We start from the raw sequence: 13,445 nt of genomic DNA on the forward strand, positions 1-13,445 counted from the left end.
CCTAAGCAAACGCTTAGGGCGAATATAAATCTGTGCTGCCACCCACATCCAGAATCTTTCTGTGCTCTGCCAGTACTTTCATACTGCTCCCTGTCACTGCATTTCTCTGTTTTGCTAAAGTGTTTACAGCCATTATACGTTTTCTGCCTGTCAATTGTCAAGCTGATTTTTATTTTGTCCGTCTATATTTCGTAAAGACATATTCCAGATCGAAATATGTCTGTTCTTCTGTCTCTCCTTCCAGCGTCCATTCCACATCTTCATCCAGATTTGGGAAAAACGTATCTGCCTCATAGGCATGGTCGATCTTTGTCACATATGCATCCGTGCAGTACGGAAGCATCTGACGGTAAATGCTCTCTCCACCGATCACATAGATACTTTCATCCGGATAATTCTGAAGCTCTTTTAAGAGACTTTCCACATCGTGTACGACGATGGCATCCTTTACTTTATATCCCCTGTCTTTCGTAAGGACGATATTTGTCCGCTTTTTCAGAGGCTGTCCCCCCGGGAAACTCTCAAGCGTCTTTCTTCCCATAACAACAACCTTACCTGTCGTCGTTTCCCGGAAAAACTTCATATCAGCCGGAATACTTACAAGCAAGTTATTCTTATTTCCGATTGCCCAGTTTTTATCTACAGCAACGATCAGATTCATCTTCTTCCTCCTTATACCGCGATCGGGATATCCTTGATCTGCGGTCCTGTCACATAGTCGATCAGTTTTACATCATCTGTGGTAAACTCATAGAAGTCTTTGACCTCCGGATTCAGCCAGAATTTTGGCGCTTCATATGTCTCTCTGCCGATCAGCTCCTCCACAAGAGGGATATGCCGGTCATAGATATGGGCATCCGCGATCACATGGACAAACTCTCCCACCTGCATATCACATACCTGAGCCAACATATGCATCAAAACTGAATACTGGCACACATTCCAGTTATTTGCTGCAAGGACGTCCTGGGAACGCTGATTGAGAATTCCGTTGAGAACCAGTTTCTCACTGTCCGGCTTTTTCGTCACATTGAATGTCATACTGTAGGCACACGGATACAGATTCATCTCATGCAGATCCTGATGTACATAAATATTTGTCAGAATCCTGCGGCTGTACGGGTTGTGTTTGAGATCATAGATGACCCGATCGACCTGATCCATCATCCCTTCCCTGTACTGATGTTTTACCTGCATCTGGTATCCGTACGCTTTTCCGATAGATCCGTCCTCATCCGCCCAGCTGTCCCAGATATGCGGCTTGAGATCATGGATATTATTGGATTTTCTCTGCCATATCCAGAGCAGCTCATCCGTGCAGCTTTTAATCCCTGTCTTTCGAAGTGTCAGGGCCGGGAACTCTTTGGAAAGATCATAGCGGTTCACAACGGCAAATTTTTTGATCGTGTAGGCCGGTGTCCCGTCTTCCCATTTCGGACGCACCTTTTCTCCTTCTGTACTCGTGCCGTTGTCAATGATATCCCGGCACATGTTGATAAACACCTGATCAGCATAACTCATCTGGCTTTTCCTTCCTTTCTCTGCTTTCTATCTTTTTGATCTTACCAAAGCAAATATATTTGCTTTGGATAACGTCTTGACAACAAGATAAAACAATAACGTCTCTATCGGCACCATAATGATCTGCTTCAAAAATCTGGCCGGCAGCAAGGCGAAAAATGAATTCCCGTACATAACCATCAACCACCATGTATTCAGGAGACTGTTGATCAACACGGCTACCGTCACTTTGGCTGCGATCATCCGCGGAATGGAAAAAGGCTTTTTGTAGAGAAACAATCCATAGATCACTCCTCCAAGCAAAGCACTTACTGTAAATCCCGGGAAAAAGGCTCCCGTCGGCTTTGCGAGATATTTCAGGATATCTGCAAGGCCTGCCACGATCCCTCCCACGGAAGGTCCGAACATCATGGCTGCAAGTTCATTTGGAAGGAAGGAAAAACCGATCTTCAAGTAATCGGTTACCTGTATCGTTCCAAAGATCATCAGCACGACTGCCATGGCAAGAAGCATAGCGATAACCGAAAGTGTACGGCTGTCCCGAAGCTCTTCCAGAGATTCCCGGAATATGTTTTTGGGTTTCATTCTTTTTTCCATAAAAATATACCTCCTTTGCAGTAGTCCTTTTGCCACGCACAGCAGGTATAGTATCTCGAAACGCTATCTGTCTATGTGCAGCAGCGGGATGCGAAATATGTACCGCAAGAATTCCCTTTTCGTCCATCGGCAACTCCCCGTCCGGCTGGCACTTAACGCACATATCTCTACTCTGCTCTTTCATTTTCTCCTGCATTATAGCATAAACAGGAAGAAGCGTAAAGCAATTTAATACGTTATTGCTTCTTCCCGTGTCATCCAGAAATGGATTCCATGTGTAGAATCCCGAAAACGGTCTTCTGTAAAAGAGTCTGCGTACACCCACATTCCTTTCCTGTACACAAAATTTTCGTCTACAAGAGACCATGCTTCCTCGTATTCTTTTTGGCAGTCTATACTTCTGATCGTGAGTACTTTTGCCTTGTCACATCTGCATGTTCGACCTGTGGCAGAACTTCTCTTCGCATCTGCCGGAACCAAAAGCTGCACGATCCTGTCGTAGACACATTTTTTGTATGCTACAAAGGCTCCGGTCTTAGGACAGCACATCTCCCATCCTTCTGTTTTCTCATCTGTCTTGATCCCTGAAAGCACCGCCCCTTCCAAAACTGAAAGACGGATATCCGTCCCCCGAAGATCAGCCCCGCTCAGATCACATCCTCGGAAATCTGCACCAGACAAATCGGCATTTCGGAAATCTGCATTTCGGAACGTACATTCCCGAAATCTTGTATTTCGCAGACAACTGTCCTGAAAATCCGCTCCATCAAACGAGCTCCCTTCTCCCTGAGCCCACGAAAGATCCTGCCCGCGAAAACAGCTTCCGTCCTTTCCTTCCTTTGTCCATACCTCTTTCATCTTATCGCCTCCAAATACCACATCTTTTAAGGCCAATTCTTATACTTTGGACGAATCACAAAACTTTTGCAATACAAAAAAACAGCCCTGCAATGGACTGATTTTTTGAAAGCGACAGACGGGGTTCGAACCCGCGACCCCAACCTTGGCAAGGTTGTACTCTACCAACTGAGCCACTGTCGCATTTATATATTTTATATCAAATTAAAAGAGAGATAAGCGACAGACGGGGCTCGAACCCGCGACCCCGACCTTGGCAAGGTCGTACTCTACCAACTGAGCCACTGTCGCACATTTTTTGTTCGCTCGGAACAAAAAATATATTACTATATGATCGCTGATCTGTCAATACTTTTTTCTAAATTTTTCTATTTTATTTTTTCTGATAAGAGGGCAGATTTTCTGTTCCGTTCTTAACCTCTGATATCATAAACAAATCCATCTTCGCAGTAACTTTTATCCCCGATGCATACTTTTTTTTCTCTCTGCATTTTTCCTCCCATTTTCTCATAAAACCGTTTTGATGATTTGTTTTCTCTCAGACACCATATGATCATCTTATGTTTCTTTTGACAAATAAATGTTTCCACTGCAGCCTGAAACAGCTTTGTTCCAATCCCATGATACATCTTATCCGGACTTACATAGAGCGCTACTATTTCACAATCAATATCTGACATATTTTCAGAAAACCGATTATCGTCCGCATATCTGCAAAATCCCACAATTTCTCCATTCTGCTCAGCTACCAGAAATTTTTCGCGTACATCCATTTGCTTTTTCTTGTAGGAAACTATTTTCTCTTCTTTTTTCATTGCATCCAGATATCGGTCCTGTACGATTCCTCGATATGCCGTTTTCCAGCTGCTTACATGAACTTCAGCTACACCTTCTATATCTTTTTCTTCCATGTTTCTGATTACGATCCGTTCCATTTTGCCTCCTATCCCGGCACACTCCTTCTCTGTAAAAAGGCAGCTTCCCCACTGTACAATAATGGAAGAAGCCGCACGCTTTATATCTTATTCTTCTGTCTCTTCCGCCGGTATCACTGCGATTCCAAGCTCTTCCAGCTGTTTTGTCGCCACTTCTGACGGCGCCTCCAGCATCATATCAGAAGCATCTTTTACTTTCGGGAATGCAATGACATCACGGATACTGTCTTCTTTTGCCATGAGCATGACAAGTCTGTCCAATCCGTATGCAAGTCCTGCGTGTGGCGGAACTCCATATTTGAATGCATCCAAGAGGAAACCGAACTGTTCTTGTGCTTCTTCTTTTGTAAATCCGATCACTTCAAACATCTTTGTCTGAATGTCATTCTGATGGATTCGCACACTTCCTCCGCCGATTTCGGTTCCATTCAACACAATATCATATGCTTTCGCGCGCACTCGTCCTGGATCTGTATCCAGATACTGAAGATCTTCTTCCATCGGCATCGTAAACGGGTGATGCATTGCGACGAAACGATTTTCATCTTCATTCCATTCAAGAAGCGGGAATTCTGTTACCCAGAGGAACTTATAGTCGCCTTTATCGAGAAGATCCAGCTGTCTTGCGATTTCGAGCCGGAGATTTCCAAGCACATCCCAGACAACTTTGTTTTTGTCTGCCGCAAAAAGAAGAAGGTCGCCCGGCTGTCCGTCCATAGCTTTTACAAGTGCTTCCATCTCTTCTTCTTTCATGAATTTCGCAAAAGAAGATTTGATGCTTCCGTCTTCCTGGATTGCTGCATAAGCAAGCCCTTTTGCGCCGAATCCTTTCGCAAAATCCACAAGCTTGTCGATCTTTTTACGCGGCATCGCTCCTTGTCCTTTGGCGTTGATTCCTCTTACGCTTCCGCCCTGATCCAGAGCACCTTTAAACACCGCAAATCCGCATTCTTTTACAACTTCACTCACATCAGTAAGCTCCATTCCAAACCGTGTGTCCGGTTTGTCTGAGCCGTAACGATCCATCGCTTCCTGCCATGTCATTCTCTGGATCGGAAGCTGTATTTCGATATTCAGCACTTCTTTAAAGAGTTTTGCAAGGAGACGTTCATTTACATCCAGAACATCGTCCACATCCACAAAAGAAAGTTCCATGTCAATCTGAGTAAACTCCGGCTGGCGGTCTGCCCTCAAATCCTCGTCTCTATAACATCTCGCAAGCTGGAAATAGCGGTCGCATCCGGAACACATCAAAAGCTGTTTCAGCGTCTGAGGAGACTGCGGAAGTGCGTAAAAACTGCCTGGGTGTACCCGGCTTGGCACAAGATAGTCTCTTGCCCCTTCTGGCGTGCTCTTAACAAGTGTCGGTGTCTCGATTTCCAGAAATCCTTCTTCAGACAAAAACTGTCTCGTCAGTGTGGCAATCTGGCTTCTCATCAGAAGATTTCTCTGCATATCCGGTCTTCTCAGATCAAGAAAACGGTATTTCAAACGCAGCTCTTCTTTTGTCTTGCTGTCTTCCTCGATCGGGAACGGAGGCGTCTCGGATTCAGATAATACCCGGAGCTCCCGGACACGGACTTCGATTTCTCCTGTAGCCAGGTTTTCATTGACCGCACCGGAACGTGCTTCGACCGTCCCTACCGCAGCGATCACATACTCGCTTCTGAGTCTTCCGGCTTTCTCAAATCCTTGTTCATCAATACTTCCGTTTTCAAAAATAAGCTGTAAAATTCCGGAACGGTCTCTCAGATCCACGAAAACAATTCCGCCTTTGTTTCTGTTTTTCTGGACCCATCCCATGACGGTCACTGTCTCGCCGATGTTGCTTTTCCCAAGTTCCGCACAACGATGGCTTCTTTTTAAACCTTTCATTGATTCTGCCATTTTATTTTCCTCCATGCTTTTGTTTTTCTTTTATTCTTCCGGTAAAAATTCCCGCACAAAACATTCTTTCACATCCGTGTAACCTTCCTGTGCAAGCTGCTCTTTCTGGAATTTCTTGTTTTTCTTCATGTTGGCGATCATGACCTGCTTGCCCTGTTCCCGTTCTTCCTTTGCCAAGGCCAGGATTTTCACGATACCTTGTTCCGGCATTCCTTTTTCAATCAAAAATGCTTTCTTTTCTTTCTGCGTCGGCACCTGATAACCGCTCTCCAAAAGGAGCATGACAATACGTTCAAATCCGATAGAAAAGCCACATGCCGGCGTTTCCTGTCCGGTAAATTTTCCGATCATCTTGTCGTAACGTCCGCCGCCTCCTACAGATCCTCCGAATTCATCCATGGAAATCTCGAATATAGTGCCGGTATAGTAAGACATTCCCCTCACAAGAGTCGGATCGAAACTCATCTTAAACTCAGCCTCTTTTGTCTCCTCCACACTTGAAATGATCATGGAAAGTCCATCCGCCACTTCCTGGTCAAGAAAACTTCCGAGTTTTTCTTTCAAATACCTGATCCCTGCAAGATCGTTTGTCACTTCTTTGAAAAGCTCCAGATATTTATCCACCTTCTCCTGACCATATCCTGCCTCTTTCAACTCTGTCTCCACACCTTCCAGACCGATCTTGTCCATCTTGTCCAGGATAATAAAGACTTCATCGTAGCTGTCTTCCGGGAAACCACTGTACGCTGCCATAGCTTTCAGGATCCTTCTGTCGTTGATACGGATCGTAAAGTTTTTAAAATCCAGTTTCCCGAGCAAAGTACTTGTAGCAAGAATCAGTTCGATCTCTGCCAGGTTGGAAGCTTCTCCAAGGATATCGATATCGCACTGCATGAACTGACGGAAACGTCCTCTCTGCGGGCGATCCGCTCTCCACACATTTCCGATCTGAAGCGCTTTAAACGGAGAAGGAAGTTCGTTGGCATGGTTCGCATAATATCTGGACAATGGAAGTGTCAGATCATATCTGAGACCTCCATCTACGAGATCTGCCTCGCAGGATGCTGTCTCCAGATTGAGTTTGGCTCCTCTTTTCAGGATCTTGAAGATGAGCTGCTCATTCTCCCCTCCCTGTTTGCTCAGAAGATTCTCTATATGTTCCACACAAGGCGTCTCCATCGAGGAGAATCCGAATGTGCGATATGTGTCTTTGATCATCTGAATTACGTAATCACGGATTTCCATCTCCCTTGGAAGCATGTCTTTCATTCCGGTAACCGGTTTTTTCTTTAATGCCATAACCATTCTCCTTTTCGTTCTATCATTTCATCTATCCGGGCAATGTATTCATCTACATTCTTGACATTTTCAATTCGTATGAGTTTTGTCTTTTTCCCGCTTCTGCTGCCCGGCATCACGACTTCATGAGGGAGGACCACTTTGGTGGAAGCTCCTGCCCCCGCCGCAATAATAGACTGTTTTTCTTCCATAATCAGTATATTGTATATTCCTGCTTTGTCAACCTTTGCATAACCGACATTTTCAAAATTTCCGGCCATATTTTTCTGACGGTACAGATAATACGGTACAAGTCCGATTTCCTGTGCGCACTGGTACGCCGCTTCGATCATAGCCGTCAGTTCCGGTGCGGAAAGTTCATGCCCATGAAACCCTTCCCCGCTTCTTTGTTCCTGCCGCAGTCTGGATGCCCGTTTTACCGCAAGTGCATGAACCGTCAGGCTGTCCGGGCGAAGCGCTCTGATCTGCCGCAGCGTATCTTCCATATCCTGCGGTGTCTCCCCCGGAAGCCCTGCGATAAGATCCATATTGATGTTCGTAAATCCAAGTTCTCTTGCAAGAGAGAACGTCTCGATCACATCTTCCACTGTATGTCTTCTCCCCACACGATCCAGCGTTTTCTGCTGCATTGTCTGCGGATTGACGGAGATCCGATCGATGCCGTGATTTTTCAGCACCACAAGCTTTTCTTTTGTAATACTGTCCGGTCTTCCTGCTTCCACTGTAAATTCCAGGAGATGTTCATAGGAAAACGTATTCTCCATATGGGTCAGAATCCTGTCCAGCTGCGGAGCTGTCAGGGATGTCGGCGTTCCTCCGCCGAAATAAACCGTGTTGAGCTTTTTTTCTTTTGAAACTTGTCCGATGTAGGAAAGTTCTTTCAAAAGCGCATCCACATAGTTGTCTGTTCTTCCTTCCCATTGAGAAATCGGATAGGACGTAAAAGAACAGTATGCACATGTAGTGGGACAAAATGGAATCCCTACATACAGGCTATAACCATTCTGATAGTCCAGACGGGACAAAAGTTCCTTCTCCCGCTTTGCGATGGCTAGCCCAAGTTCTGCCTTTTTCTCCGTCACAAAATGCTCTCTTTCGATCCAGCGAAGGATTTCCTCCTCCGGCACTCCTTCTTCCAGCTTCTGCATAAACATCTTTGTGGGACGTACTCCGGTCAAACTTCCCCACGGCTGGCGGACTCCTGTCCTTTTAGACAACATTTCATAGAAGGAATGGATGACCTGGTGCTTGCGCTCCCCTCTTTCCATTCCCTCTTTTTCCTCCTTCGATCCAGCCAGGCTTACAGAAAAACAAGAATCACATGTTTTTACTATAATCTGTGACTCTTGTTCCATGTCCACCTTTTGTTTGATTTCCTCGTCCGGATAAAACGTCTTCAGAAGATGATATGCATCATATGTATATAAAGTATCATTACATATCAATTCTATCATAGTATCTCCTGCATCATAAAAAAGGATTATATTTTCTTTCATGCCCGATTGTTGTAGCATTCATATGTCCCGGAAGCACTTTCGTGTCGTCCGGAAGCGGCATCAGTTTTTCTTTAATCCCACGGATCAGATCCGACATACTGCCGCCTTCAAAGTCCGTCCGCCCTACGGAATTGCAAAACAGCGTATCTCCGCTGAAAAGTATTTTTTCCGCCGCTTCATAGTAGCATACTCCACCAGGTGTATGTCCCGGCGTATGGAATACCTGGAAAGAAAATCCGGCTATATTCAGCACTTCCTGATCCTTTACATAGATCGCGTCACGAAATACATATCCATTCGTGTAAATGTCGGACTGATTCCAGTGCGCGTCGCAGATCAGTTCTTTTTCATTTTCTCCCACGTAAACCGGCACCTCATAATGGTCACGAAATTCATCGATCCCCATAATGTGATCAAAATGTCCATGTGTGAGAAGAATCGCCTTAACCTGGATCTTTTCTTCATGGATATAGGAAAGCAGCTTTTTCGGGCAGGCAGCCGGATCTACCAGCACTGCCTCTCCCGTGTTTTCGTTGATCCCAAGATAAGTGTTCGTCCCGATGATCCCTGTCACAAATGTTTCTATCTTCATCTTCTACCTCTTTCCAGCATCAGCCCGTTGCTCTTTCGATATCGATCACGTTATCTATCTGGCGTAGCTTCTCAATCATCTTTGTCATCTCTGCCTTTCCACATACGACAAATCCCATCTCTACCGTGGCCGTGCCTTTCTTACTGGTCCTTACATTCATTGTCTTGATGTCGATCTCCGCCTCAGTAAAGACCTTGGATATCTCCATGAGCATTCCTGGTTTGTCTACCACATACATCTTGATCTCTGCAAGGAATCTTCCTTCTGTCTCTTCTACCGCATCCGGTTCCCATTCGACCGGAATCAGACGGGCTCTCTCTCTTTCTGTCAAATGAAGGATATTTACGCAGTCTGTTCTGTGGATCGTCATCCCTCGTCCTCTCGTCACAAATCCAACGATTTCATCTCCCGGGAGAGGGCTGCAGCATCTGGAAAATCGAACTGCCATGTCATCGATTCCTTTGACAATGATTCCGCTCTTCGATTTTGTGATCTGCACTTTATTTCTTGACGCTTCGGCTACTTTCTCAAGTACCGCCTCATCTGTGATCTCCTGTCTGTGCTCTTTGCTGTATTCTTCTACCAGTCTGTTTACGACCTGGCCTTCTTTCAGACCCCCATGTCCAAGAGCTGCAAGCACTGCCTCCCAGTCACGGAATCCATATTTTTTCTGTACAACCTGCATATATTTCGGCTTCATCAAATCTGACTGATTGAACCCTTTGGCCTTGCAGTAAGCCAATATCATTTCTTTTCCTTTGATAATATTTTCTTCCTTAAATTCCTTTTTGAACCATTGATTGATCTTGTTCTTCGCCTGCGTGCTCTTTACGATATTGAGCCAGTCACGGCTTGGTCCTTTGGAATTCTGTGAAGTAAGGATTTCGATCATATCTCCGTTCTGGATCTTATAATCTACTTTTACCAATTTTCCGTTTACACGGGCTCCAACCATCTTATTCCCTACCGCGCTATGGATCGCGTAGGCAAAGTCGATCGGCGTAGAGCCGTTTGGAAGATTCTTTACATCTCCGTTCGGAGTAAAGCAGTACACATCTTCGGCAAACAGATCGAGATCGCCTTTGATCAGGTTTAAAAATTCTCTGTTGTCCGACATATCTTTCTGCCAATCCAGAATCTGTCTGAGCCAGCTCAGTTTCTCTTCTTCCTGAGCCTTGATATTCTTCTTTCCGTCATTGGATTCTTTGTATTTCCAGTGTGCTGCGATACCATATTCCGCAGTCTTATGCATCTCTTTCGTCCGTATCTGGATCTCGAAAGGCTGCCCCACAGAACTCATCAGTGTCGTGTGAAGGGACTGATACATATTTGGCTTCGGCATCGCGATATAATCTTTGAATCGGCCTGGAACCGGCGTGTACATCTCATGGATGACGCCAAGAGCCGCGTAACAGTCTTTGACCGTATCTACGATGATCCTGACTGCAAACAGATCATAAATCTGATCTACCGTCTTATCCTGATTGACCATCTTCTTGTAGATACTGAAGAAATGTTTGACTCTGCCGTTTACTTCTGCCTTGATGTTGGCATTCTCCATATGCTGCGAGACTTCTTTGACAATCTGGGCCACAAACTCTTCCCGCTCTGTTTTTCGCTCGTTGATCTGCTGTACCAGATCGTAGAACACTTCCGGCTTCAGATATTTCAGCGCCAGATCGTCAAGTTCTGTCTTGACTTTGGAAATACCAAGCCTCTGTGCGATCGGCGAATAAATATCCATTGTTTCTCTGGCCTTTTCTTTCTGCTTCTCTGGTCTCATAAACTGCAGCGTCCGCATATTGTGAAGCCGGTCGGCCAGCTTGATGATGATGACCCGGATATCCTTTGCCATGGCCAGGAACATCTTTCTCAAATTTTCCGCCTGAACTTCCAGCTTGTCGGAAGAGTAGGACAATTGTCCCAGTTTTGTGACTCCATCCACGAGCAGTGCAACTTCTGCTCCAAAATCCCGTTCGATGTCTTCCCTTGTCGTGTCTGTGTCTTCTACCACATCATGAAGAATCCCGGCCGCAATCGTCTCTTTATCCATCTCAAGCTGTGCAAGTATAATTCCTACCCAGAGGGGGTGGATGATGTAAGCCTCCCCCGATTTTCTAAACTGATCTTTATGTTTGTCTCTGGCCAGCCCATATGCTTTCTCGATCAAGGAGACATCGGCTGACGGGTGGTACTTGCGTATGTGTCCGATAAGATAACGATATAACTCATCCGGGTCCTGATAATCTGCAGGTTCTTTTACCGCATGGCCATCCACTATCCTGAGTCCCTGTCTGACTTCCATCGTGACTTCTTCCGGTCTGATTTCTCCTGCCATATCATTCCCCTCCTTTTTCTAATATGTAAAAATGCCTGTTTTACCCTCAATTCCCTAGTTTCAATTTTGGGGATATCAACTAGTATATCATTATTTTTTCAAAGTTTCAAATCATTCTGTCGCTATCTGTAATCTTTTATGACGATCTGAAGACTTTTTCTGCCCATATATTCGTTGATTCCCGGATAATATGTGATATCCATAAGCATACCCGGTGTACAGCCGTTTAATAACCTTTCTTTGGAATTCATCCCATATTTTTCCGAAAGATATCCAAAAAATTCCTCCGGATCGCCAAAAAACATTGCATCTATGTACGTCCCTTTTGTATCGCACACTTCAAATTTCAGTACATTTCTGTTTTTTCCAAGTATCCGAGCCTTTTTGAATTCCAGTCCCCGCTCCGCGAAGACCGGTTTCCCATTTGCTTTTCCGAATGGTTCCAGCAGGGAAAGTTCCTCAATGAAATCTTCCTGTATTTCCTCCAGCGGAAGCTGCATGTCGATCAGAACTTTCTCCGTCATATCCGTTTTCGTCATTGTCGTATTCTCATTCAGTTCCCTGCGAAGCTTTAGGATATTCTCCTCCGGCAGAGAAAGACCTGCCGCCAATTTATGTCCTCCGAACTTAGTCAGCAGATTTTTACATCTGCTCAGCTCTTCGTACATATGATACGCATCAATGGACCTTCCCGATCCTTTTGCACCTTCTTCCGCTTTTGTCAAGACAAAGACAGGCTTATAGTACCGCTCACGAATCCTTCCCGCCACGATTCCGGCCAAACTTTCATGACATTCCGGGAGAAAGATGACAAGCACCTTGTCATCTTTCAGACCGGTTGTCTCAACCTGAAATATGGCATCTTTTACTGCCTCTTCAGTCAGCGCCTTTCTGCTGTCATTGAGCGCTTTGAGATCTCCTGCAAGAATATCCGCATCTTTTTTTGTTTTTGCCCTGAGAAGCTCCAGAGCTCTCTTAGCAGTATCCAGCCGTCCTCCGGCATTGATACATGGCCCTATCACAAAACCGATATGATAGGAAGAAAGATGGTTTTTGTCTACCCCAGTACACTCGAAAAGCGCTGCCAATCCGTAGTTCTTCGTCTGTTTCAGCATATCGAGACCCTGGCGGACAAAAATCCGGTTTTCATCTGTCAGATCCATGACGTCTCCCACTGTGGCGATAGCCACATTTTCCATAAGATAATCCACATCTTCCGGATCTTTCCCCATGGCATTGTAAAGCGCCTCTATCAACTTGTAGGCGACAGCTGCTCCACAGAGCCCTTTAAACGGATACGGACAGTCCTCTCTCTTGATATCTACAACTGCATCTGCCGGCGGAATCAGATATCTTCTCCCTTCTTCCAGATCTTCAAAAGGCACTTCATGATGATCTGTCACGATGATCGTCATCCCCATATCTTTTCCGTATGCGATTTCTTCTTTTGCGGCAATTCCATTATCGCATGTCACAATAGTGTCGATGTTGTCGTCCAGCGCCCGGTCGATGAGATCCTTATTTAACCCATACCCATCTTTGATCCGGTCCGGAATGTCGCTGTCCACCTCTGCCCCAAGGCCTTCCAGACCTTCCATAAGAATATATGTCGCATTGACCCCATCGATGTCATAATCTCCGATGACACGGATCTTCTGACCTTCCGTGATCTTTTCCTTCAGGATCTCCACTGCTTTATCCATATCTTTCATAAGCATTCCGTCGTAGAGATCCGCTATCGTCCCATTCAGGTAACGATCCATGGCGTCTTCGCCGATGATATCTCTGTTCCTGATAAGAGCCGCCGTCCTCGGATGAATACCAAACCGCCTGCCAAGCTCTGTAAAATTGCCGCCCTTCCTGAGCAGAACCCAGTTTTTCATCTTCTTTACCTCTTTCCTGTACAAAAAGGGATGCCGTTT

The 13,445-nt window shown here is 45.3% G+C and carries 11 protein-coding genes, 2 tRNA genes and 1 riboswitch; all 13 genes read right to left on the reverse strand.

Features of this window, described 5'->3' with window-relative positions:
• Nucleotides 1-169: 169 nt before the first annotated feature.
• The 13 genes from FLB61_RS01440 to recJ all read right to left on the reverse strand — a co-directional run bounded on the left by FLB61_RS01440 (nucleotide 170) and on the right by recJ (nucleotide 13,406).
• Nucleotides 170-661 carry a dihydrofolate reductase gene (locus tag FLB61_RS01440; RefSeq protein ID WP_087211843.1) on the reverse strand — a complete coding sequence of 164 codons (492 nt, stop codon included), beginning with the start codon at nucleotides 659-661 and terminating at the stop codon, nucleotides 170-172.
• 11 nt (nucleotides 662-672) lie between these two features.
• Nucleotides 673-1,521 carry a thymidylate synthase gene (thyA, locus tag FLB61_RS01445; RefSeq protein WP_087200228.1) on the reverse strand — a complete coding sequence of 283 codons (849 nt, stop codon included), beginning with the start codon at nucleotides 1,519-1,521 and terminating at the stop codon, nucleotides 673-675.
• Between the two features lie 27 nt (nucleotides 1,522-1,548).
• Nucleotides 1,549-2,118 (reverse strand): folate family ECF transporter S component, encoded by a 570-nt coding sequence (locus FLB61_RS01450; protein ID WP_246599054.1) that lies wholly within the window; start codon nucleotides 2,116-2,118, stop codon nucleotides 1,549-1,551.
• 79 nt (nucleotides 2,119-2,197) lie between these two features.
• Nucleotides 2,198-2,295, reverse strand: a riboswitch (THF riboswitch).
• A gap of 51 nt (nucleotides 2,296-2,346) precedes the next feature.
• Nucleotides 2,347-2,976 carry a pentapeptide repeat-containing protein gene (locus FLB61_RS01455; RefSeq protein ID WP_087211845.1) on the reverse strand — a complete coding sequence of 210 codons (630 nt, stop codon included), beginning with the start codon at nucleotides 2,974-2,976 and terminating at the stop codon, nucleotides 2,347-2,349.
• Nucleotides 2,977-3,086: 110 nt separating this feature from the next.
• Nucleotides 3,087-3,159: transfer RNA gene (locus FLB61_RS01460), tRNA-Gly, on the reverse strand.
• A 35-nt stretch (nucleotides 3,160-3,194) separates the two neighbouring features.
• Nucleotides 3,195-3,267: transfer RNA gene (locus tag FLB61_RS01465), tRNA-Gly, on the reverse strand.
• 122 nt (nucleotides 3,268-3,389) lie between these two features.
• Nucleotides 3,390-3,911 carry a GNAT family N-acetyltransferase gene (locus tag FLB61_RS01470; protein WP_221919214.1) on the reverse strand — a complete coding sequence of 174 codons (522 nt, stop codon included), beginning with the start codon at nucleotides 3,909-3,911 and terminating at the stop codon, nucleotides 3,390-3,392.
• A gap of 87 nt (nucleotides 3,912-3,998) precedes the next feature.
• A complete protein-coding gene (gene aspS / locus FLB61_RS01475; RefSeq protein ID WP_087211848.1) occupies nucleotides 3,999-5,798 on the reverse strand; it encodes an aspartate--tRNA ligase in 1,800 nt (599 codons plus the stop codon).
• A 30-nt stretch (nucleotides 5,799-5,828) separates the two neighbouring features.
• A complete protein-coding gene (gene hisS / locus FLB61_RS01480) occupies nucleotides 5,829-7,097 on the reverse strand; it encodes a histidine--tRNA ligase (RefSeq protein ID WP_087200221.1) in 1,269 nt (422 codons plus the stop codon).
• Nucleotides 7,088-8,551, reverse strand: coding sequence for a coproporphyrinogen dehydrogenase HemZ (hemZ, locus tag FLB61_RS01485; RefSeq protein ID WP_221919215.1), 1,464 nt, complete (start codon nucleotides 8,549-8,551; stop codon nucleotides 7,088-7,090). The genes hisS and hemZ overlap by 10 nt, the downstream gene beginning before the upstream one ends.
• 13 nt (nucleotides 8,552-8,564) lie before the next feature.
• Nucleotides 8,565-9,185: an MBL fold metallo-hydrolase gene (locus FLB61_RS01490; RefSeq protein WP_087200219.1), complete on the reverse strand. Its 621-nt coding sequence runs from the start codon at nucleotides 9,183-9,185 to the stop codon at nucleotides 8,565-8,567.
• A 19-nt stretch (nucleotides 9,186-9,204) separates the two neighbouring features.
• Complete coding sequence (locus FLB61_RS01495) at nucleotides 9,205-11,523, reverse strand: RelA/SpoT family protein (RefSeq protein WP_087200217.1); 2,319 nt, start codon at nucleotides 11,521-11,523, stop codon at nucleotides 9,205-9,207.
• A gap of 122 nt (nucleotides 11,524-11,645) precedes the next feature.
• The gene (gene recJ, locus FLB61_RS01500; RefSeq protein WP_087200215.1) at nucleotides 11,646-13,406 is read right to left on the reverse strand and encodes a single-stranded-DNA-specific exonuclease RecJ; all 1,761 of its coding nucleotides are present in this window, start codon (nucleotides 13,404-13,406) and stop codon (nucleotides 11,646-11,648) included.
• Nucleotides 13,407-13,445: the final 39 nt, after the last annotated feature.

The sequence above is a fragment of the Sellimonas caecigallum genome (genome assembly GCF_019754295.1).
Taxonomy (GTDB): Bacteria; Bacillota; Clostridia; order Lachnospirales; family Lachnospiraceae; genus Sellimonas; species Sellimonas caecigallum.